Genomic DNA, 21,073 nt, shown 5'->3' with positions numbered 1-21,073 from the left:
GCGGCCAGGGGGTGTCCCGTCGATCAGGCCGCGAGCCCGGCCTGATCGACACGACCTAGTCCTTGGCGAACGAGTCGAGGACCCGGTCGATCGTCCGGGTGAAGACCTCCTCCGCGTCGAGCGGCGGGGCGGCCTCGGCGAAGAGGGCGGTCAGGCGCGGGTAGGCGCCGCTGGCGAGCCGGCTCGCGAGGTAGGCGTGGCGCACGGCCTGTTCCTGCTCTTCGGACCAGGGCAGTGAGCGGGCCCGTTCGGCGACGGCGAGCTCGTTGGCGACGATGGTCATGACGGTGCCGTTGACCGTGGCGATCAGCTCCATCTTGGTGCCGCCGGGCAGGTCGAGCCCGGCGAGGCACTCCAGGCAGTGCTCCAGGAAGCGCAGGGCGTTGGGCCCGTAGGCGTAGCCGGTGGTCATCAGCCGGATGACCCAGGGGTGGCGGTGCAGGATGCCGCGGGCCTCGCGGGCCACCGCCCGCATGTCGGCGCGCCAGTCGCCGCTGGGGCCGCCGAGTGCGTACTCGCCGCTGGCCTGGTCGACCATCAGCTCGTACAGGTCTTCCTTGCGCGGCACGTAGTTGTACAGCGACATGGTGCCGCAGCCGAGCTCGGCGGCGATCCGGCGCATGGAGACGGCGTCGATGCCGTCGGCGTCGGCGATGCGGACGGCCGCGTCCGTGATGTCGCTGCGGCTGTAGGCCGGTTTGGGGCCTCGGCCCGTGCGCGCGGGGCGCGCCCAGATCACTTCGGGTTCGGCCGCTCGGCCCGTCATGGATCACCACCTCGTCCACCATCGTAGTTACGTACACCGTACGTAGTGCGCTATGGTCACGGCATGACGACTACGTACGCTGTACTTAGTGAGGGTCTGCGGAAGCGGTACGGGCAGGTCCACGCCCTGCGCGGGCTCGACCTCGCGGTTCCCGAAGGCACGGTCTGCGGCGTCCTCGGGCCCAACGGAGCCGGAAAGACCACCGCCGTACGGGTGCTGACCACCCTGGTCTCGCCCGACGCCGGCAGCGCCCGGGTCGCCGGGTGCGACGTGGTGCGCGACCCGGCCGGGGTGCGGAAGCGGATCGCGGTCACCGGGCAGTACGCCTCCGTCGACGGCGACCTGACCGGCGCCGAGAACCTGCGGCTGTTCGCCCGCCTGCTGCGCGCCCCGCGCTCGCGCGCCGACGAACTCCTGGAGCGCTTCGGCCTCGCCGAGGCCGCGGGCCGGCCCGCCCGCACCTACTCCGGCGGCATGCGCCGGCGCCTCGACCTGGCCGCCAGCCTGATCGTGCGGCCGGCCGTGCTCTTCCTGGACGAGCCGACCACCGGGCTCGACCCGCACAGCCGGGGCGAGATCTGGGACGCCGTCCGCGCTCTGGCGGACCAGGGCACCACCGTGCTGCTCACCACGCAGTATCTGGAGGAGGCCGACCGGCTCGCCGACGAGATCGTGCTCGTCGACGAGGGCCGGGCGGCCCAGCGGGGCACTCCGGCCGAGCTCAAGGCGCTGATCGGCAGCTGGGCGGAGGTCGTGGTCGCCGAGCCCGCGCCGCTGGAGGCGGCCGCGGCCGTGCTCGACCGGCTCACCGGCTCGCTGCCGTCCCTGGACGCCGAGCGCCGCACGGTCGGCGCGGTCACCACCGACCCGACCCTGACCCTGCCCCGGATCGTCCGGGAGATCGACGCGGCCGGCGTCCCGGTCCTCGACGCCTCACTGCGCCCGCCCACCCTCGACGAGGTGTTCCTGCGCCTCACCGACCGCAAGGAGCTCGCCGCATGAGCACCCTCGTCCACGACGGCACCGCGATCCTCGGCCGGCACCTCCGCAGGGTCCGGCACGCGCCGGCGATCACGGTCATGACGCAGACCATGCCGGTCGTCTTCCTGCTCTTCTTCGGTTACGTCCTCGGCGGCGCGCTCGCCATGCCGGGCGCCGACTACCGGGCCTACCTGGTGCCGGGGATGCTGGTGGCGACGGCCGCGAACGGCGTGATGACCGGCATGTTCCAGGCCGCCCAGGACACCCACCGGGGCGTGACGGACCGGCTGCGCACGATGCCGGTGAGCCGGGCGGCGGTGCCGCTCGGGCAGGCGCTCGCCGATCTGGTCACCAGCGCGGCGGGCACGGTTCCGCTGCTGCTCGTCGGCCTCGCGATGGGCTGGCGGATCGAGGGCACGGCCCTTCAGGCCCTGGCCGCGCTCGGGCTGCTGCTGCTCTTCCGCTTCGCGGCGACCTGGGTGGGCATCCTGCTGGGCCTGGCCTCGCGGAGCGAGGAGGCGGCCGGCCAGCTGGGCAGCGCGACCTTCATGCTGCCGCTGCTGTCCAACGCGTATCTGCCGACGGACGGGATGCCGGGCTGGCTGCGCACGGTCGCGGAGTGGAACCCGATCTCGGCGGTGACGACGGCGGTGCGCGAGCTGTTCGGCAACGGACCTGATGCCGCGGCGGACGCGGCCTGGCCGGTGACCCATCCGGTGACCGGAGCCCTGCTGTGGTCGCTGGCCCTGCTCGCCCTGTGCGCCCCGGCGGCGGTCAGGCGTTACGCCCGTACGTGGCCGTGGACAGCCGGACGGGCGCGGCACGGCGCCGGGTCGAGCCCGCACGCCGGGAGGCCGCGGATGCGCCCACGCCCGGAGGTGCCGGAGGTGCCGGAAGGCTGCGGGGAGGGGCGGGCGCCCGGCCGGTGGGGACGCGGCCGGCGCGTGGTCAGAGGTGTGCCGTGGGCCGGGCGGGAGCGGGGAGTGGCGCGTGGGGACGCGCGGTCGCCCGGCCGGGACGGCCTGTCAGCCGTGGCTGCCGAAGAGCGAGCGGCGCAGTCGGCGGAGCGGGGCGAAGAGCGAGACCCGCGAGCTGCGGCTGCGGTGGCCGTGGGCGGGCACCTCACGCGTACGCGTCGTCAGTTCCCGCATGAGCAGCGTCGCCTCGGCCGCCTCGCGCTGCGGCACGGCGGGGCCGCCGAGCACCGCGAGATGGCGGTCGAGCCGCGTGCTGGTCGCGCTGCTCCCGCACGTGATGGCAGGCACTCGCGGCCTGCTGCGCATTGCTATCTGTTCCATGTCACTCCCCACCCGTACGAGGGCACCCGGCCCGGGCAGGTTAACCCTATCGCTCCGCTACGACACCCGTGTATTCCGGCCGCAGGATTCACCGCTTGTGTACGGGGGTTGACGATCACTGTCCGAATCCATCTGATTCCAGGGTGAGTTGGACAGCGATCGAACACCTGTCGAACCGTCACGAACCATCCTGCCCGGACCGGCCCCACCAGCGGGCCTTCGACCGGGTGTGATCTCCGCCACCACAATCCGGCCCCGCTCCGCTACCGTGGAGCGATGACGGTCATCGCGGGTCGTTACCGGCTTCTGGACGTGCTCGGCGAAGGCGGGATGGGCACCGTGTGGCGCGCCCGGGACAAGGTCCTGGGCCGCGAGGTGGCCGTCAAGGAGGTCCGCGCCCCGGCGGGGCTGCCCGCCGAGGACCGCGAGCGGCTGTACGCCCGGCTGGAGCGGGAGGCCCGCTCCGCGGCCCGGATCGCGCACCGCAACGTCGTCACCGTCTACGACGTGGCCCTGGACGACGACCGGCCCTGGATCGTGATGGAGCTGGTCCGCGGGCTCACCTTGGCGGAGACCCTCGACGCCGAGGGTCCGTTGCCGCCGCGGCGGGCCGCGCACGTGGGCGCCGAGGTGCTCGCCGCGCTGCGGGCCGCGCACGCGGCCGGCGTGCTGCACCGCGACGTGAAGCCGGCCAACGTGCTCCTCGCCAACGACGGCCGGGTGGTCCTCACCGACTTCGGCATCGCGGCCATGGCGGGCACCTCGCCGCTCACCATGACCGGCGAGCTCGTCGGCTCCCCGGAGTACCTCGCGCCGGAACGCGCGCTGGGGCGCACGCCGGGGCCCGCGGCCGACCTGTGGTCCCTCGGCGTGCTCCTGCACACCGCCGTCGAGGGCAGCTCGCCGTTCCGGCGCGAGACGGCGCTGGAGACGCTGCGGGCGGTGGTGGACGAGGAGCCCGCGCCGCCGGTGCACGCCGGCCCGCTGGCTCCGGTGATCGAAGGGCTGCTGCGGAAGGAACCGGAGCAGCGGCTGCCGGCGGAGGCGGCCGAGGAGCAGCTGCGGCTGGTCGGCGCGGGCGGCACGCCCCGGACCGAGCCGCCGCCCACGGCTCCGACCCGGGCGTACGCCGTCCCGCTGGGCATGCCGGACGGCCCGGAAGGACCCGGGGGCCCGGGTGGCACCGGCGGCCCGGGCTCGGGTGCGACCGCTCCCCTGCCCGCGCCCGGGCCGGAGCCGCGGCGGCGCCGGGCGGGCCTGGTCGCCGGGATCGTCGCGCTGCTGCTGGTCGCGGGCGGACTGACGTACGCGGTGCTGCGGGACACCGGGACGGACGAGACGCCGCCGGTGCCGCCGGTCACGACGACGGGCGCGACGAGCACGGAGCCCACCTCGGCCCCGCCGACGACGGCGAGCACGAGCGCCTCGCCGAGCGCCACGACGGCTCCGCCGGTGTCGGTGCTGGTGTACGTCCGGGCGGAGCGCGGGAGTTACGGCGGCGCGTGTCCGCCGCCGCAGGACCAGGCGCCGTCGTTCACGGGCACGGTCACGGTGGACCGGACGCCGGCCACCGTGTCGTACCGCTGGGCGACGGAGAGCGGTGAGGGCCAGGACACCGAGTGGCGGACGCTGGAGTTCCCGGAGGGCGGGCCGACGGAGCGGCAGGTCGGCCGGGTGCAGGTGGAGTACGCGCCGGGAGCGACGGTGCGCGACCGGATCCGGCTGGAGGTGCGGGAGCCGGTCGCGCGGGAGTCCAACTGGGTGGCGTTCACGGTGAGCTGTGAGGAGACGGCTTCGCCCTCGGGCCCGCCGACGGCGACGGCGACGCCCTCGGGCGGGACCGCCTCCCCGGGCGGTGGAGCCGCTATGCCGCGCCGGTGAAGGCCGGCAGGTAGCCGCCGGACTGGCCGGCGGCGGTGGGGTGGTACGACTCGCCGATGTTGAGCCAGTTGACGCTGTGGAGCCAGGCGGAGCCGGAGCAGATCTCGTGCCCGGTGAAGGGCGGCACGACGCTGGAGAAGGTATAGCCGTGGTCGGCGGCGCGCTTGGCGGTGGCCGCGTTGAGGTAGTCGGCGGCGTCGTTGATGGCGCGGCGCTCGTTCTCGCTGAGGCCGGCGACACAGGTGCCGTCGAGCTTGTAGAAGCGGGGGTAGCCGAGCACGACGACGTGGGCGTTGGGCGCCTTGTTTCTGATGGCCGTGTACACGCTGTCGAGCTTCCCGGGAAGGGTCGTGTCGACGTAACTCTTGGCCTGATTCACGCGGCTGATGCAGCTCGTCTCGGACTGGAGTACGCAGGTCGTCATGACGTCCGAGAAGCCTGCGTCGTTGCCGCCGATCGTGACGGAGACCAGGTCGGTGGCGGCGCTGAGGGGTCCGAGCTGATTCGCCGTGACATCACCCGTTCGGGCGCCCGAGCAGGCGGTGAAGGCGAAGGAGGAGGGGGCGTGGGCGTTCTTCCAGAGGACCGGGTAGGCCTTGGTGGAGCGCTTGCAGTCACCGCTGGCGCTGTCGTAGCTCCCGGCGCCGACGCCGGAGGAGTACGAGTCGCCGAGGGCCACGTAGTCCAGCGCCGCGGTCTGGGCGGCCTGCGCGGTTGCCGCGCCGGTGAGGGCGAGGACGGCGCCGAGGAGGAGCGAGGACGAGAACGCCGTAAAACGGGACAGTTTCATGGAACCTCCCTGTAGCAGGATCTCTGCGTTACCAGGTAGTAGCAGCGGATCCGGCGCGCCGGAAGTGTTCATGTCAAAACTCGTGTCGCCCCGTCCCGACCACCCCTCAGAAACCAGCTGTTTCAAGCCATCGGACGACACGTCAAAAGGCGGTGCGCGGATCGCACCCTTGCCGGATCATGGACGCCATGTCAGCCACCCACGGCGCACCGCGAGACCCGTCCCGGCCCGAGGACACCCTTCCGATCCGACTCCACCTCACCGACGACGACTCCCCGTCCGACGTCGTCGACGCCCTCTTCCTCGGCCGCTTCGCGACCGGCGAGCAGCCGCACTCCCACAGCACCAGCCTGGACCGGGTGAAGCCCGCCGCGACGCTGCTGCCCGCGGGCGCGAAGCTGCTGCGCGCCGCCAAGGACGACGACCGCAGCGCCGTCCTCGCCGAGGGCGAGGGCTGGACCCTGCTCGTCTCCCGCTGGAGCCGGGGCGCGGACGTCACCGTCACGGCGACCGATCCCGAACTCGCCGAACGCGTCCTCAAGGAGGCCACGGACGGAGCGCGGGACGAACCCGAACCGCAGCCGGAGAACGTCACCATGGGCTTCTGGTACGTGTCGCCCCGGCGCGGCCCCTACCGGACCACCCGGCAGATCGGCGCCGGCACCTGGGAGGAGATCCGGCCCAACTACACGGCGCCCGTCGCCGACGCCATGGACCGGCTGATGGCCGTCACCCCGGAGGACATCTCCGGCCGGCTGCTCCTGCTCCACGGGCCGCCCGGCACCGGCAAGACCTCCGCGCTGCGCACCCTCGCCCGGTCCTGGCGGGACTGGTGCCAGGTGGACTGCGTCCTCGACCCGGAGCGCCTGTTCAGCGACGTCGGCTATCTGATGGACATCGCCATCGGCGAGGACGAGGGCACCGCGAAGGGCCGCTGGCGGCTGCTGCTCCTGGAGGACTGCGACGAGCTGATCCGCGGCGAGGCCAAGCACGCGGCGGGCCAGGCGCTTTCCCGGCTGCTCAACCTGACGGACGGTCTGCTCGGGCAGGGCCGCAACGTCCTCGTCGCCGTCACCACCAACGAGGACCTGGAGCGCCTCCACCCGGCCGTGGTCCGCCCCGGCCGCTGCCTGGCCCGGATCGAGGTGGGCCGGCTGACGCGGCCGGAGGCGGTGCGCTGGCTGGGACGGGAGGACGGTGTCGGACGGGACGGAGCGACGCTGGCGGAGCTGTTCGCGCTGCGGCGCGGCACGCCCGCCGCCGGCATGCCGGAACCGCGGTCCGCGGAGGCGGGACTCTACCTCTGAGCGAGGCGCGCGCCGCCGACGCGCCGGTCACGGGCGCCGCCCGTCCTGCCCACGGCGGCTCAGGCCTCGTACGCCGCCCGCAGGGCGTCACGCACCGCGGCCTCCGCGGCCTCGCGGCTGAGGCCGAGGCGGCGGGCCTCCGTCGCGTAGCCGGCGGCCGCGGTCGCGGCCAGGCGTGAGGCGGCGTCGGAGGCGGCCGCGACGAAGGTGCCGTTGCGGCCGCGGGTCTCGATCACGCCGTCGCCCTCCAGGGCCTTGTACGCCTTGGCGACCGTGTTCGCCGCGAGCCCCAGCTGCTCCGCGAGACCCCGTACCGTCGGAAGCTTGTAGCCGACGGGCAGCTCGCCCGAGCGGGCGCTCTCGGAGATCTGGGCGCGCAGTTGTTCGTACGGAGCGGTGGTGGAACGGGCGTCCACGCTGATTCGAAGCGTCACCCGCCCGATTGTGCACCCGGCCCGCCGGAAATTGGGAGGCGCCCGGGCCCGCCCGCCGCATAGCGTGCGGCACCATGACTGTGATCGTCCGCGCTGTGCGGCCCGAGGACCCCGGGGACGCCGAGGGCTTCGCCCGGGTCCGCCGCGCCGCGCTCCCGTACATGCTCACGACCGCGCGCCAGCTCGCGTACGACTGGGCGCACGCCCATCCCGACGAGCGGAGCCGGCCGCTGGTCGCCGAGATCGACGGCGAGGTCGTCGGCACCGTCGAGGCCGCTCTCGCCCACGAGTCGCCCGAGCCGGGCGGCGGCTTCGTCAACGTCTACGTCCACCCGGAGCACCGCGGTCACGGCGCCGGGACGCTGCTGCTGCGCGCCTGCGAGGAGTATCTGGCCGAGGCGGGGGCGACGACGCTCTACAGCTGGGTCCTGGACGAGCCCGCGCACCGTTCCTTCGCCGAGCGGCACGGCTACGCGCCGAGCCGTTCGGCCTACTTCCTGCGGCTCGACCTCACCACGGCCGAGCTGCCGCCCCTGCGGGAGGCGCCCGCCGGCGTCGAGCTGCGCACGGCGGCGGACTTCGCCGGCGACCCGCGTCCGCTGTTCGAGCTGGACGCCGTGACGACCGCGGACGAGCCCGGCGACGTGCCGGCCGAGCTGAACGACTACGCGCACTGGCTGACGTCCACCTGGAACCATCCGCTGCTCGACCGCGAGCTGACGACGGTGGTGGTCGCCGACGGCCGTCCGGTCGCCTTCAGCGCGGCGCGGACGGACGGGCTCGGCCGGTACGGCTCGGGCATGACCGGCACCGACCCGGCGTACCGGGGCCGGGGCCTCGCCAAGCTCGCGAAGAACGACTCGCTGCACCGGGCCCGCGCGGCGGGCTGCACGGAGGCGTTCACCGGCAACGACACCGGGAACGGGCCGATGCTGGCCATCAACGAGTGGTTCGGGTACGAGATCTGCGCGAAGGAGTTCCGGCATGTCCGCACGCTCGGCTGACGCCGGTGAGACCGAGGCCGGGGCCGCAACCGAGGTCGAGGCTGGGACCGAGGTCGAGGTCGTGCTCGTCAAGGCCGGCCGGACGAAGATCCGCTATCCCTCCGCGCTCCTCGCCGACGACGGCGCCCGGCTGACCGTCCGCGCGCCGTGGGCCGCCGAGGGCGTCCGGGACTTCGGCTTCGTGCGCTTCGAGCCGGGCGACGTGTTCACCGAGCACTACTGGCGCGACCGTTGGTACGCGGTGAAGGAGGTCCGCGCCGGTGACGGGACCCTCAAGGGCTGGTACTGCGACGTGACCCGCCCGGCCGTGGTCGCCGCGGACGGCGCCGAGGTGCTGGTCGAGGACCTCGACCTGGACCTGTGGGTGTCGGCGGACGGCACCGAGGTCCTGCGGCTCGACGAGGACGAGTTCGCGGCGAGCGGTCTGGCCGCCTCCGACCCGGAGGCGGCCGAACACGCCGTACGCGCCCTCGACGAGCTGACCGCCCTGGGCCGGGACGGGCTGGTGTCCCTGCTGCACGACTGACCGGCCACCGGCGGGCCGGCCCGGGCGGGTCAGTTCAGGGTGACCGTCCGGGTCGCGTCCGCCAGGAACTCCGGCATCGGCAGGGACAGCGGGCCCGTGGCGGTGAGCTGCATCAAGGTGGCCTCCACGCGGGCGCCGCCGGTGCGGTAGGCGGGCTCCTTCACGACGGAGCTGTTGGTCCAGGTGTGCAGCCGGCCGTCGCACACGGCGCGGGTGCCGCCGATGCCGGCGGAGCGGTCCGCCTGGATCAGGGTGGAGCCGACGAAGACCGGTCCCGCGCTGTCGTCGGCACAGCGGTAGGTGCCGGAGAGGCGGACCGTGCCGTCCTCGGCGACCGTCCCGTACGCGTCGACGGTGAGGACGTCGGCGGGTCCGGCCCAGGCGGTCGGGGCGGCGGCGACGGAGGTGACGGCGGCGGCCAGCAGGGCGCCGGCGAGGGCGAGTCGAGCACGCATCGGTGGAGGTCCCTTCGGGGAGTGGGGGGTTGACGCTGCCCGCCAGGGATACCGGATCACGCCGCCAGAGGTCCGAAACTCACTCGATCGGGGGCGAGTTGAGCACCCGCTTACGGTAGTGGACACGGTCGTACGGTCCGTCCAGGCGGCGCTCGGTGACCTCGTAGCCGTACCGCTCGTACATCTTCTGGTTCTCCCACATCATCGCGTTGGTGAGCAGCCGCACCTCCGGCAGGCCGAGGTCCCGGGCCCGCTGCTCGACCCAGGTCATCAGGGCGCGGCCGAGGCCGGTGCCCTGGGCGTCGGGGCGGACGGCGACGGTGTCGAGGTAGAGGTGGCCGGCCTCGGGGATCACCACCACGAGGCCGGCCACGGGCTCGCCCGCGCCCGCGGGCGCGACGAACACCCGCCCCGCCGCCACGTTCGCCGCGTGGTCCGCCTCCATCGGCGCCGGCACCAGACCGATCCGCTCGATGTAGTGGTGGAAGGCCGCGTCGATCACGGCCTTGACGGCGGGCACGTCGGCGGGCAGGGCAGGGCGCACATGTGTCATACGGTCACACTACGGCCGCGCTTGATCAGCTTCCGCAGCGACGGCCAGGCGGGCGGTGGCGGTGCCGGATTCTGTGGCCCCGCTTAGAGGCCCCTTAACGCGACCATAAGGATCGCCCGCCGTCGCTTTCCGGGGCCGAACCGGCGGATTCCGAGGGCTAGTTTGCTGGGCAACCCCCCACACCCCACCCTCGTGAAGGAGTTGTCCCCCCATGACCTCACGCCTGACCGCACGCCGTACGACCGCGGCCTTCGCGAGCACCGCCGTGCTCGCCCTCGCCGGGCTCGCCGCCGCTCCCGCCGCGTTCGCGCACGGGTCGATGACCGATCCCGTCAGCCGGGTCGCCGGGTGCTACGCGGAGGGGCCGGAGAGCCCGAGGTCGGCGGCGTGCAGGGCGGCGGTGGCCGCGGGCGGGACGCAGGCGCTCTACGACTGGAACGGTGTGAACATCGCGAACGCGGCCGGGAAGCACCGCGAGCTGATTCCGGACGGGAAGCTGTGCAGCGCCGGGAACGAGAAGTACCGGGGCCTCGACCTGGCGCGGGCGGACTGGCCGGCGACGAGGCTGGACTCCGGCGCGCACACCTTCCGCTACAAGGGCACCGCTCCGCACCGGGGCCGCTTCGAGCTGTACGTGACGAAGGACGGGTACGACCCGTCGAAGCCGCTGGCGTGGTCGGACCTGGAGGCCGAGCCGTTCGCCACGGTCACCGACCCGGAGCTGCGGAGCGGCGACTACGTGTTCACGGGCACGATCCCGAAGAAGTCGGGCCGGCACCTGATCTACTCGATCTGGCAGCGCTCGGACTCTCCCGAGGCCTTCTACACCTGCTCGGACGTGGTGTTCGGGCAGGACGGCGCGGGCGGCGCGCCCGCGACGCCGGAGGCACCGGCGCCGAGTGCGCCGTCCGAGGCGCCGTCCACGGGAGGACACGGCGGGCACGGCGGGCACGGCGGGCACCCGGGCGGGCACGGCGAACACGGCGGACAGGGCGCTCCGGACGCGACGGCGACGACCGCCGCGCCCATGACCACCGCGCCCCAGACCACCGCACCCGCCGCGGCCGGGGCCGGCGGTGAGGAGCTGGCCGAGACCGGTGGCGACGCCGTCACGCCGTATCTGGCGATGGGCGGCGCCGCCGTGCTCGGGCTCGGGGCGGTCGTGCTGTTCGCCGCCGCCCGCCGCCGTTCGTCGTCCCGGCGCTGAGGGTGCGCCGCGGGCGGGCTAGCTGAACACCGACGCGCAGGTGGTCGGCGTCGCGTGGGCCGGGTCGAGGGCGTTGTTCACCTCGTGGAAGACGATCCGGTCCACCGTGCCGATCGCCACGTGCTCGGACAGGTCGAGCGCGCACCGGTCCTGGAGCAGCACGTTGCTGACGTTCGGTCCGGACAGCCAGCCGGACTGGTACGGCGTGACGACCTCGTCGTGCTTGGTGGCGATCACCGTGTAGCGCACGCCGGGCACGGTGTCGCCGCCGGCGTTCAGCTTGGTGAGGAGCGCGGATCCGGCGATCTGGTCGGCGAGTCCCGGGGTGTGGGTGCTGATCAGGTCCTGGGCGCCGGGGAAGTACGGCAGCAGCTGGGTGAGGCCGCCCAGTGTGGTGCCGTGGTTGTCGGGTGCGATGCCGACGAGTGCGTTCACCTTGTCGGCGCCGCCGAGGAACTTCAGGTAGTAGCGGGGCATCATGCCGCCCTGCGAGTGGCCGACGAGGTCGGCCTCGCCCGCGCCGGTGGCGGCGAGGACCCGGTCGACGTACGCGTCGAGCTGTTCGGCGGACTTGTCGACCGGGCCGAGGCCGTTGAAGAACGGGACGCCCGGCAGTTGGCCGTAGTCGAGCGAGAAGACGCAGTACCCGCGGTCGACGAGGTACGGCGCGAGGCCCAGCCAGTTGTCGATCGAGTTGCCGAACGTGCCGTGGACGAGGACGACGGGGCGCGGGTGGGCGGCGGACGGCTTGCACGTGAAGTCGTTCCAGCCGCGGCTGGGCGCCGAGGCGGTCTGGGCGGTGTCGGCCTGGGCGGCGGTGGGGGCGAAGGTCGCTGCGGCGGTCAGGAGCAGGACGGACAGGGCTCTGACGGCCCGCTTCCAGGGCTTCGTGGAGGTCCGGGGCAGCATCGGGCGATCTCCTTGCGGCTCAAGGGAAAGGGGATGCGGTACGCCCTGCGGTCCGGACCACAAGTGGGGGTGCGCTTCCAGTCAAGCTACGCACGGGTAGCCTGCACTGGGAAGTTACGCGTCGGTAAAAACTGGCGTGTCGTCAGCCGCCCCGCCGACGCGCGGAGCACGGGGCGGGTGGGCGGGTCCTGGAGCGCGGACTCAGGCCGCCAGCGAGCCCGGCAGCACCGCCCTCGGCCCGAACTTCGCCCGGGCCCGGTCCGCGACGGCCTCGATCCGCCGGGCCTTGTCGTCCGCCGGGTCGAAGGTCAGCTGGTGCGCGGCGCCCTCGGCCGGCGCCAGGCCCTCGGCGCGCAGCGCGATGCCCCGGACGCGGGCCCGCTGGAGTCCGAACGAGGCGAGGAGCGCGTACGCGAGGGCGGTGAGGTCCGTGGAGTGCGCGGTGGGTTCGCGCAGCGTGCGGGTCCGGTTCGACGTGGTCCGGTCCGCGTAGCGCACGGTGACCGTCAGGGAGCGGCAGACTTGCTTCTCGGTGCGCATCCGGGCGCCCAGTTCCTCGGTGAGCGAGAGCAGCGCCCTGCGGTGGGCGCCGGGGTCCAGCTCGTCGTGCGGGAAGGCGCGTTCGGCGGCCAGGGAGCGGGAGATGTCGCCGGGGACGACGGGTGTGCGGTCGATGCCGTGGGCCCGTTCCCACAGCTCGCGGCCGGCCTTGGCGCCGACGAGCCGCTGGAGCACGGCGAGCGGCGCGTCGGCGACCCGGCCGACGGAGTCGAGGCCGTAGCCGCAGAGGGTACGGGCGGTGGCGCGGCCGACGCCGTCGAGGGCGGCGACCGGCCGGTCCCGCAGGAAGGCGGCCGGGTCCTCGACGACGAGGGTGGCGCCGGGCCGGGCCTCGCGGGCCGCCATGCGGGCCAGCATCGGGTTGGGGCCGGCGCCGATGACGCAGTCGGTGCCGTACAGGGCGAGCGCCCTGACCCGGATCACCGAGGCCAGTTCGCCCGGGCTCCAGCCGAAGTAGCGCAGCGCGCCGCGCACGTCGGCGAGCGCCTCGCCGGGCGGGACCGCCTCGACGACCGGGGTGAACTCGCCCAGGAGGTCCAGGAGCCGGGGCAGCATCGCCTCCGCCTCTGGCTCGAGCCTGAACCGTACGCAAAGGATCATCCCGCGCTCCCCGGACTGCTGTGCCACAGCTTCCTCGACGGTGTCGCGGCGCCTTCCCCGGCCGGCTGGAGGTCGGCCCAGGGGTTCATCGTGAAGCCGGTGGGCAGGGTGATCCGGCGGCCGGCGTCGCCGTCCGCGGAAGGGTCCTCACCGGCGGGTGCGGGCTGCGGCGGGCTCTCGGAGAGCCGCTGCCCCACCGCCTCCAGGCCGCCCTCGGCCCGCAGTTCGATCAGTTCGGCGAGGTTCCAGGCGGCCGAGCCGACCACGCTGAGGCTGCGCGGGCCGCGCCGCTGCACCACGCCGCGGACGAGCAGCAGCCAGGAGTGGAAGACGGTGTGGGCGCAGCGTTCGTGGGAGTCGTCGAAGAAGGCGAGGTCGACCAGGCCGGTGCCGTCGTCGAGGGTGGTGAAGATGACGCGCTTGCCGGAGCGGATGGGCGGGGTCTGGGTGGCCGCCTTGGCGCCGGCGACCAGGACGGTCTGCCCGTGCGGGGCGGAGCGCAGCCGCTGGGCGGAGACCACGCCGAGTTCGCGCAGGAAGGCCTGGTGGTCGCCCATGAGGTGGCGGGAGGCGTCCATGCCGAGGATGCCGAGCTCGGCGCTGAGCCGTTCGCTCTCGTCGAGGTCGGGCAAGCCGACGGGTGCGGTCTTGCGGCCCTGGGCGAGCGGGAGCTGGCCGCCGTAGGAGGCGGTGCCGCGCTGGACGCGGTGGAGTTCGGTGAGGTGGAGCAGCAGGTCGCGCCGGTTGGCGCCGAAGGCGTCCAGCGCGCCGACCTGGGCGAGCCGTTCGGCGACGGGTTTGCGCGGGCGGGCCCGCTCCCAGAAGTCGAGGAGGGAGGCGTAGGGCTGTCCGGCCTCGATGCGGGCGCTCTCGGCCTCGCTGATGCCGTGGACGTCGGCGAGGCCGAGCCGGAGTCCCCACCTCTCGGTCCCACCGTCGGACACCAGTTCGATCCGATGGGCGGCCGCCGACCGGTTCACGTCGAGCGGCAGCACGGGCACTTTGCGCCGACGGGCGTCCGCGAGCAGCAGCCGCTTGGGGTACATGCCGGGGTCGTGGGTGAGCAGTCCCGCGTAGAAGGCGGCCGGGTGGTGCGCCTTGAGCCAGGCCGACTGGTAGGTCGGCACGGCGAAGGCCACCGCGTGCGCCTTGCAGAAGCCGTACGAGCCGAAGGCCTCGACGATCTCCCAGGTCCGGGCGACGACCTCGTCCGCGTATCCCTTGCTCCGCGCCCGCACGGCGAACCAGGCCTTGATCCGCCCTTGCGACTCGGGGTGGGAGAGCCCGCGGCGCACCTGGTCGGCCTCATCGCGGCCGCAGCCGGTCATGATGCTCACGATCTCGATGATCTGCTCGTGGAAGACGACGACGCCGTACGTCTCCTTCAGGGCGTCCTCCAGGTCGGGGTGCGGGTAGCGGACCGGCGCGCGGCCGTGCCGGGCCTCGATGAACGGGCGGACCATGTCGGCGGCGACCGGGCCCGGCCGGAAGAGCGAGATGTCGACGACGAGGTCGTGGAAGGTCTCGGGCTGGAGCCGGCCCACCAGGTCGCGCTGGCCGGGCGACTCGATCTGGAAGCAGCCGAGGGTCTCGGTGGAGCGGATGAGCCGGTACGTGTCGGGGTCGCCGGGCGGGACGGCGTCGACGTCCGGCCGGGTGCCGGTGGCCCGCTCGACCTCGGCGACGGCGTGCGCCATCGCCGACTGCATCCGCACGCCGAGGACGTCGAGCTTGAGCAGTCCGAGGTCCTCCACGTCCTCCTTGTCGAACTGCGTCATGGGCAGTCCCTCGCCGCTGGTGGGCACGACGGGAGTGCGCCGGAGCAGCGAGGCGTCCGAGAGGAGCACGCCACAGGGATGCATGGCGATGCCGCGGGGCAGCGCGTCGAGGGCCTCGACCAGCTCCCAGAACCGGTCGTGTCCCGCCGTCTCGGCCTTGAGCTCGCGCAGTTCGGGCAGTTCGTCGAGGGCGGCGCGGGCGTCCCGGGCGCGGATGTGCGGGAAGGCCTTGGCGATCCGGTCGATCCGGGCCGGGTCCATGGACAGGGCGGCGCCCACGTCCCGTACCGCGTGGCGGACCCGGTAGGTCTCGGGCATGGCGACGGTGACGACCCGCTCGGGGCCGAAGCGGTCGAGGATCGCGCGGTAGACCTCGATGCGGCGGGCGGACTCCACGTCGATGTCGATGTCGGGCAGCTCGGTGCGGCGCTTGGACAGGAAGCGTTCCATCAGCAGGCCGTGCTCGACCGGGTCGGCGTGGGCGATGCCGAGGAGGTGGTTGACGAGGGAGCCGGCGCCGGAGCCGCGGGCGGCCACCCGGATGCCCATCTCGCGCACGTCGTCCACGACCTGGGAGACCGTCAGGAAGTAGCTGGCGAAGCCGTGGTGGGCGATGATGTCCAGCTCGTGGTGCACCCGGTCCCAGTAGACGTGCCGGTCGGGGCGGCGGTCGTAGCCCTTGAGGATCATGCCGGCGGCGGCCCGGGAGGCCAGCACGCGCTGGGCGGTGCGGTGGGCGGCGCCGACGAGGTACGGCTCCGGGAAGTGCGCGGAGCCCATGCCGAGGTCGTCCTCGGGGTCGACCAGACAGGCGGCGGCGACCTCCTCGGTCCGCTCCAGGAGCCGGTGCGCGGTCTCCCGCCGGAAGCCGGCGGCCTCGACGATCCGCTCGGCGCCGGCCAGCATGTCGCCGGCGCCCTTGAGCCAGGCCTCGCCGCTGTCGAGTCCGGCGCGCGGGTCGACGGGGACGAGCCGGCGGGCGGCGTCGAGCACGTCGGCGACGGGTCCCTGGCCCCGGTCGGCGTAACGGACCTCGTTGCCGAGCACGGGCCGCACGCCCTGCTCGGCGGCGAAGCCGACGGTCCGGGCGGCGAGCCGCAGCGAGCCGGGCCCGGTGCCGGGGCGCCCGTGGTGCACGACCTCCAGGCACAGGGCGTCGCCGTACCGCTCGCGCCAGGGCAGCAGCAGGCGCGCGGCCCGGTCGGGGCGGCCGGCGGCGAGCGCGCGCCCGACGTCGGAGCCGGGCCCGAGCAGCACGAAGAGGCCGTCGCCGCGGTGCGCGGCCCAGGGCAGCACGGGCTGCCCCTCCCCGGCCTGGGCGTGGGCGGCGGTGACCAGGGCGCAGAGCGCGGCCCAGCCGGCGCCGGAGCGGGCGAGGAAGACGGCCCGGGGCGCGGACTCGTCCACGAACGCGCCGCCCCGCACGGGTACGCGCCGTGCGGAGGTGCGTCCGGCGGAGGGTTCGGGCGCGCCCGGTCCGGCGGGCGGGACGGCGGCGAGGAACGGCTCGTAGGCGAGGTCCACGCCGAAGAGCGGACGGACGCCCGCCTTCTCGCAGGCCTTGGCGAAGCGGACCACGCCCGCGACGGTGTCGCGGTCGGTCAGGGCGAGGGCGTCCATGCCGCGCTCGGCGGCGCGCTCGGCCAGCCGCGCGGGGTGGGAGGCGCCGTAGCGCAGGGAGAAACCCGAGGCGGTGTGCAGATGCGTGAACCCCGACATGCGCGCCACCTCCGCACTCCCACGAGAAAATCGTACGTACGTTCCACCCCCTCGTCTCCACCATAACCCATTTTCGAACGCCCGTACGATAACTCGTTCGGACCGGTCCCACCTGCGGGAACACCGCCCGGCCCCGAGCGTGGGGGCATGAGTCTCGTCGCCGAACTGAAGAGCGCCGTCACCCCGCGAGCAGCACTGCTGGTCGTCGGCGTCTTCGCCCTCCAGCTCCTGTTCATCGCCTCGTACGTCGGAGCCCTGCACGATCCGAAGCCCACGGACGTGCCCTTCGGCGTGGTCGCGCCGCAGCAGGTCTCCGGCGCCCTCATGGGCGAGCTGGAGAAGCTGCCCGGCGATCCGCTCGACCCGCGCGTGGTCGCGAGCCGGGAGGAGGCCCGCGACCAGATCCTGAACCGGGACATCGACGGGGCCCTGATCGTCGACCCGCGGGGCCGCACCGACACGCTGCTCGTCGCCTCCGGCGGCGGCAAGGTGCTCTCCGCCACCCTGCAGGCGATGTTCACGCAGGTGGAGGCGGCCAACCAGCGCACCGTGCGGACCGTCGACGTGGCCCCGTCCTCCGGCGAGGACTTCAACGGGCTCTCCGCCTTCTACCTGGTCATCGGCTGGTGCGTCGGCGGCTACATCTGCGCCGCCATCCTGGCGATCAGCGCCGGCTCGCGCCCCGCCAACCGGGAACGGGCGGTCATCCGGCTCGGCGTGCTCGCGCTCTACTCGGTGCTCGGCGGACTCGGCGGCGCGGTCATCGTCGGCCCGATCCTCGGCGCGCTGCCCGGCAGCGTCGCCGCCCTGTGGGGCCTGGGCACGCTGGTGGTCTTCGCGGTCGGCGCGACCACGCTCGCGCTGCAGTCGCTGTTCGGGATCGTCGGCATCGGCCTGGCGATCCTCCTCGTCGTGGTCGCGGGCAATCCCAGCGCGGGCGGTGCCTTCCCGCTGCCGATGCTGCCGCCCTTCTGGAAGGCGATCGGCCCGGCCCTGCCGCCGGGCGCGGGCACCTGGTCGGCCCGCTCGATCGCGTACTTCAAGGGCAACGACATGACCGGCTCGATGCTGGTCCTGTCCGCCTGGGCGGTCGTCGGCTCGGCCGTCACCCTGGTGATGTCCTCGCTGAAGCGGAAGCCGGAGCCGGAGGCGGTCGCCGCCGAGGTCGGCGACGTCCGCACCTAGGAAGGGTCTCGCCGACCGTCCCTCCGGCCGCCGGAGCGGCCGGAGGGACGGGAGGAGCGGGCGGCGCGCCAGGCGCGCCGGCCGGCGGGTCAGAAGACGTTGACCCCGTACGCGCTCAGTGCCTCGGTGACCGGCTGGAAGAAGGTCGTACCGCCGGAGCTGCAGTTGCCGCTGCCGCCCGAGGTGAGGCCGATGGCGCGGCTGCCGGAGTAGAGCGGGCCGCCGGAGTCGCCGGGCTCGGCGCAGACGTTGGTCTGGATCATGCCGTAGACGATGTCGCCGCCGCCGTAGTTCACCGTGGCGTTGAGGCCGGTGACCGTGCCGCTGTGGATGCCGGTGGTGGAGCCGCGGCGGGTGACGGACATGCCGACGGTGGCGTTGGCGGCGCTGGTGATGTCGACGCTGCCGACCGTGCCGGACTTGGCCACCGAGCTGTTGGTGTAGCGCACGATGCCGTAGTCGTTGGTCGGGAAGCTCGAACCGGCGGTGGTGCCGAGGACGGTCGAGTGCGAGGAGTTGGACCACCAGGTGCCCGCGCCGTCGGTGCAGTGGCCGGCGGTGAGGAAGTAGTAGTTGCCCGCGCTGTCCTTGACGTTGAAGCCGAGCGAGCAGCGCCAGCTGCTGGCGTAGATGGCGTCGCCGCCGGAGATCAGCTTGTTGAACCGGCCCGGGGTGCGCTCGATGCGCAGCGCGCCCGCGTTGGCGCCGGCCTGGCGCTTGATCTTGGCGAGGTCGGCCTGCGAGACGGTGGAGTCGGCGGTCACGACCACCGTCTTGGAGGCGGGATCGACCCGCCAGGCGGTGCCGGCCACGTCGGCGGCGAGCACGGCGTCGCCCGCGGCGGTGAGCTGGGCGGCGCTGAAGGTGCCCGGCTGGGCGGCGGAGTCGGCGTTCGCGGTGGGGACGGCGATCGCCGCGGCGGCGGCGAGACCGGTCGCGACGGCGAGCATCCGGGTGTTGCGGGTGTTTCTCGTGGGGGTGGTGCGCTTGATCCTCACTTCTCGTTCCTCCTGAGGGGAATCGGGGGCCCGCAGTGGGGTGTCGGACCCGTGAGGCGCGGCCCTGGGCCGGCGCTGTGGGGGAGTCTCGGGCCGCACGGCCGGGAGCCGCAAGGGCGGCTTTCGGCCGTGAAGCCTTCAACTTTCCAGCTGTGTGCGGGAGTTGCTCGGTACGCGGCAGGAGCCAGGACTGAGTGCGGGACTCAGTACAGGCTGACCTTGTACGTGGCGAGCGCCTCGGGCACCGGCTGGAAGAACGTGGTGCCTCCGGACCGGCAGTCGCCGCTGCCGCCGGAGGTCAGGCCGAGCGCCTTGGTGCCGTCGTAGAGGGCACCGCCCGAGTCGCCGGGCTCGGCGCAGACGTCGGTCTGGATCAGTCCGCGTACGGTGCCGCCGCTGGAGTAGCGCACGGTGGCGTTGAGGCCGGTGACCGTGCCGCCGTGGGTGCCGGTGGTGGAGCCGGTGCGCTTGACGGACTCGCCCACGTAGGCGTCGGCCGCGGTGTAGCCGCCGGGGTGGCTGAGCGAGGCGTTGTCGTAGCGGACGAGGGCGAAGTCGTCGCCGGGGAAGCGGGAGCCGGTGGTGGGTCCGATCAGCGTCGACTGCGCGGAGTTGGCGTACCACGTCTTCACGACGTTGCCGCAGTGGCCGGCCGTGAGGAAGTAGTACGTGGAGCCGCTGCGCACGTTGAAGCCGAGCGAGCACCGGTAGCCGTTGCCGTAGATGGCGTCGCCGGCGGCGAGCAGGGGCCTGAAGACGCCGGGCGTTCTCTCGACCCGCAGGGCCGCGGCGTCGGCGCCCGCGGCCCGGCGGATCGCGGCGATCCCGGCCTCGGAGACGGTGGAGTCCGCGGTGACGACGACCCGGCCGGAGGCCTGGTCGACGTACCAGGCCGTACCGCCGACGTCCGCCTTCAGGACGGCCGCGTCGGCGCGGGCGAGGGCGGCGGCGCTCGCCGGTCCGGGAGCGGGAGCGGCCTGGGCGCCGGGCAGGGCGAGGGCGGTGGCCGCCGTGACGGCGGCGGCGACGGCGAGCAGTCGGATGCGCGTGGTCCTCACTGTGCTCCTTCGGGGTGCGGCGGAGGGACCCGTGGGTGGCGGGCCCATGAGGCACCGTCAGGTGACGTGTTCCTGACATGCACCGCGAGCGATACTGGCCGCCACGACCGGAACGCACAAGACCGCCTGCGCCTGCCGTTCCGCGCGCGCGGACGGCGCGGCCCGTCCTGGGCCGCGCCGTCCACCCGCGGTCGACCGCCGGTCGGATCCGGCCCCGACCGCCGTCCGACCCGGCCTCGACCGGGGCTCTTTCCGTCCCCGGTCAGCTCTCGACGAGCCGCCGCTCCCCCGCCGCGACCGCGGTGTCCAGCGTGTTCCCCGGCGGCGGGAACGGGCAGATGAAGTGCGGCGCGAACGCGCACGGCGGCAGCAGCGCCCGGTTGAAGTCCACCGTCACCGAGCCGTCCGCCGCCGGCGCGGCCGGCCGCAGGAAGCGGAAGCGGTAGCTGTCCCGGCCGCTGGTGGCGTCCGCGAAGACGGCCCACAGCGTGCCGTCGTCCTCCACCGCCACCTGGAGACTGTGCTCGGCGCCGTGCAGGTCGAAGACCAGCTCGCCGGCGAGCCCGAGTCCGCGCTCCTTGCCGTCCGCGTTCTCCACGCGCACGTGCCGGTCCTCGGCGTACGGACGGAACACGCCCGGCCGCACCCAGCGCTCGTCGTACGGCGTGGCCTCGATGCCCCGGAACGCGCGCCGCGCCGCCGACTCGGGGTCGAAGTCGCGCACCGCCCACTCGCCCTCACGGCGCAGCACGACCAGCCGCCGCCCGGCCGACTCCACCCGGGACTCGTGGATCGGGCCGTGGTCGGCGCCCAGCCGCACCGTACCGATCAGGGGCTTGCCGTCGACCGTGACCGCGTCCTCGGCGCCGGCGGACAGGGTCACCTCGTCACCCTCCGCCCGCCACTCCCCCGGAACGGCCGGAATTCGCCCCTCCGGGAAGTCCGAGAGCCAGTAGGTTCCGGTCAGCGACAGCGGTCCGTACGACGAGGAGACCGCCGCCGTGCGCTGCTCGTGCCAGTGCTGCCAGTCCTGCGATGCATCCGTGCTCATGGTGCGTCACCT

At 73.9% G+C, this 21,073-nt stretch carries 19 protein-coding genes and 1 pseudogene; 8 read left to right on the top strand and 12 right to left on the bottom strand.

The annotated features are described in order from the left end of the window. Nucleotides 1-55 precede the first annotated feature (55 nt). Nucleotides 56-766: a TetR/AcrR family transcriptional regulator gene (locus ACIGO8_RS18995; protein ID WP_399731545.1), complete on the bottom strand. Its 711-nt coding sequence runs from the start codon at nucleotides 764-766 to the stop codon at nucleotides 56-58. 63 nt (nucleotides 767-829) lie between these two features. Between ACIGO8_RS18995 and ACIGO8_RS18990 the strand changes: the two genes are divergently transcribed. Both ACIGO8_RS18990 and ACIGO8_RS18985 read left to right on the top strand, forming a co-directional pair. Next, on the top strand, nucleotides 830-1,768 hold the full coding sequence (locus ACIGO8_RS18990; protein WP_399731542.1) for an ATP-binding cassette domain-containing protein: 939 nt from the start codon (nucleotides 830-832) through the stop codon (nucleotides 1,766-1,768). Then, nucleotides 1,765-2,538, top strand: a pseudogene (locus tag ACIGO8_RS18985) (ABC transporter permease); the annotation flags it as partial. The gene ACIGO8_RS18990 and the pseudogene ACIGO8_RS18985, both read left to right, overlap by 4 nt. 234 nt (nucleotides 2,539-2,772) lie before the next feature. Here the strand turns inward: ACIGO8_RS18985 and ACIGO8_RS18980 are convergent. Continuing rightward, entirely contained in the window at nucleotides 2,773-3,045 is a 273-nt protein-coding gene (locus ACIGO8_RS18980) for a hypothetical protein (protein ID WP_399732405.1), read from the bottom strand. A 276-nt stretch (nucleotides 3,046-3,321) separates the two neighbouring features. Here ACIGO8_RS18980 and ACIGO8_RS18975 point away from each other — a divergent pair, with 276 nt between their 5' ends. Continuing rightward, nucleotides 3,322-4,926 carry a protein kinase gene (locus tag ACIGO8_RS18975; protein WP_399731539.1) on the top strand — a complete coding sequence of 535 codons (1,605 nt, stop codon included), beginning with the start codon at nucleotides 3,322-3,324 and terminating at the stop codon, nucleotides 4,924-4,926. Here the strand turns inward: ACIGO8_RS18975 and ACIGO8_RS18970 are convergent. Then, nucleotides 4,910-5,716, bottom strand: coding sequence for an SGNH/GDSL hydrolase family protein (locus ACIGO8_RS18970; protein WP_399731536.1), 807 nt, complete (start codon nucleotides 5,714-5,716; stop codon nucleotides 4,910-4,912). The two genes, ACIGO8_RS18975 and ACIGO8_RS18970, sit on opposite strands and share 17 nt — an antisense overlap. Before the next feature lie 188 nt (nucleotides 5,717-5,904). On the opposite strand from ACIGO8_RS18970, the gene ACIGO8_RS18965 reads away from it, so the two are divergent. Continuing rightward, nucleotides 5,905-7,023 (top strand): DUF5925 domain-containing protein, encoded by a 1,119-nt coding sequence (locus ACIGO8_RS18965; protein WP_399731534.1) that lies wholly within the window; start codon nucleotides 5,905-5,907, stop codon nucleotides 7,021-7,023. Nucleotides 7,024-7,082: 59 nt separating this feature from the next. On the opposite strand, the gene ACIGO8_RS18960 is transcribed toward ACIGO8_RS18965, so the two are convergent. Next, nucleotides 7,083-7,457 carry a GntR family transcriptional regulator gene (locus ACIGO8_RS18960; RefSeq protein ID WP_399731532.1) on the bottom strand — a complete coding sequence of 125 codons (375 nt, stop codon included), beginning with the start codon at nucleotides 7,455-7,457 and terminating at the stop codon, nucleotides 7,083-7,085. 74 nt (nucleotides 7,458-7,531) lie between these two features. Between ACIGO8_RS18960 and ACIGO8_RS18955 the strand changes: the two genes are divergently transcribed. Together ACIGO8_RS18955 and ACIGO8_RS18950 are read left to right on the top strand one after the other, a co-directional pair. After that, nucleotides 7,532-8,461, top strand: coding sequence for a GNAT family N-acetyltransferase (locus ACIGO8_RS18955; RefSeq protein WP_399731530.1), 930 nt, complete (start codon nucleotides 7,532-7,534; stop codon nucleotides 8,459-8,461). Next, nucleotides 8,442-8,987, top strand: coding sequence for a DUF402 domain-containing protein (locus tag ACIGO8_RS18950; protein ID WP_399731528.1), 546 nt, complete (start codon nucleotides 8,442-8,444; stop codon nucleotides 8,985-8,987). Before ACIGO8_RS18955 ends, ACIGO8_RS18950 begins: the two co-directional genes overlap by 20 nt. Nucleotides 8,988-9,016: 29 nt before the next feature. Here the strand turns inward: ACIGO8_RS18950 and ACIGO8_RS18945 are convergent, their stop codons facing one another. Then, the gene (locus tag ACIGO8_RS18945; RefSeq protein WP_399731525.1) at nucleotides 9,017-9,442 is read right to left on the bottom strand and encodes a DUF6299 family protein; all 426 of its coding nucleotides are present in this window, start codon (nucleotides 9,440-9,442) and stop codon (nucleotides 9,017-9,019) included. A 79-nt stretch (nucleotides 9,443-9,521) separates the two neighbouring features. Beyond that, nucleotides 9,522-9,995 carry a GNAT family N-acetyltransferase gene (locus ACIGO8_RS18940; protein ID WP_399731522.1) on the bottom strand — a complete coding sequence of 158 codons (474 nt, stop codon included), beginning with the start codon at nucleotides 9,993-9,995 and terminating at the stop codon, nucleotides 9,522-9,524. Nucleotides 9,996-10,206: 211 nt separating this feature from the next. Here ACIGO8_RS18940 and ACIGO8_RS18935 point away from each other — a divergent pair, with 211 nt between their 5' ends. Then, entirely contained in the window at nucleotides 10,207-11,202 is a 996-nt protein-coding gene (locus ACIGO8_RS18935) for a lytic polysaccharide monooxygenase (protein ID WP_399731519.1), read from the top strand. Between the two features lie 18 nt (nucleotides 11,203-11,220). Here the strand turns inward: ACIGO8_RS18935 and ACIGO8_RS18930 are convergent, their stop codons facing one another. The 3 genes from ACIGO8_RS18930 to ACIGO8_RS18920 all read right to left on the bottom strand — a co-directional run bounded on the left by ACIGO8_RS18930 (nucleotide 11,221) and on the right by ACIGO8_RS18920 (nucleotide 16,769). Next, nucleotides 11,221-12,111 (bottom strand): esterase/lipase family protein, encoded by an 891-nt coding sequence (locus ACIGO8_RS18930; protein ID WP_399731516.1) that lies wholly within the window; start codon nucleotides 12,109-12,111, stop codon nucleotides 11,221-11,223. A 201-nt stretch (nucleotides 12,112-12,312) separates the two neighbouring features. Further along, nucleotides 12,313-13,272, bottom strand: coding sequence for a DNA polymerase thumb domain-containing protein (locus tag ACIGO8_RS18925; protein WP_399731513.1), 960 nt, complete (start codon nucleotides 13,270-13,272; stop codon nucleotides 12,313-12,315). Then, nucleotides 13,269-16,769 (bottom strand): DNA polymerase III subunit alpha, encoded by a 3,501-nt coding sequence (locus ACIGO8_RS18920; RefSeq protein WP_399731509.1) that lies wholly within the window; start codon nucleotides 16,767-16,769, stop codon nucleotides 13,269-13,271. The genes ACIGO8_RS18925 and ACIGO8_RS18920 overlap by 4 nt, the downstream gene beginning before the upstream one ends. A gap of 147 nt (nucleotides 16,770-16,916) precedes the next feature. Here ACIGO8_RS18920 and ACIGO8_RS18915 point away from each other — a divergent pair, with 147 nt between their 5' ends. After that, a complete protein-coding gene (locus ACIGO8_RS18915; RefSeq protein ID WP_399731507.1) occupies nucleotides 16,917-17,954 on the top strand; it encodes a DUF3533 domain-containing protein in 1,038 nt (345 codons plus the stop codon). An 89-nt stretch (nucleotides 17,955-18,043) separates the two neighbouring features. On the opposite strand, the gene ACIGO8_RS18910 is transcribed toward ACIGO8_RS18915, so the two are convergent. The 3 genes from ACIGO8_RS18910 to ACIGO8_RS18900 form a co-directional block, all read right to left on the bottom strand. Further along, on the bottom strand, nucleotides 18,044-18,952 hold the full coding sequence (locus ACIGO8_RS18910; protein ID WP_399731505.1) for a S1 family peptidase: 909 nt from the start codon (nucleotides 18,950-18,952) through the stop codon (nucleotides 18,044-18,046). A 203-nt stretch (nucleotides 18,953-19,155) separates the two neighbouring features. Next, nucleotides 19,156-20,058 carry a S1 family peptidase gene (locus ACIGO8_RS18905; RefSeq protein WP_399731502.1) on the bottom strand — a complete coding sequence of 301 codons (903 nt, stop codon included), beginning with the start codon at nucleotides 20,056-20,058 and terminating at the stop codon, nucleotides 19,156-19,158. A gap of 214 nt (nucleotides 20,059-20,272) precedes the next feature. Next, nucleotides 20,273-21,061: a DUF1684 domain-containing protein gene (locus tag ACIGO8_RS18900; RefSeq protein WP_399731500.1), complete on the bottom strand. Its 789-nt coding sequence runs from the start codon at nucleotides 21,059-21,061 to the stop codon at nucleotides 20,273-20,275. Nucleotides 21,062-21,073: the final 12 nt, after the last annotated feature.

This window comes from Streptomyces sp. NPDC053493 (assembly GCF_044544825.1).
Lineage (GTDB): Bacteria > Actinomycetota > Actinomycetes > Streptomycetales > Streptomycetaceae > Streptomyces.
The sequence above is the reverse complement of the archived record's forward strand: the minus strand, read 5'-3'. Positions and strand labels throughout refer to the sequence as shown.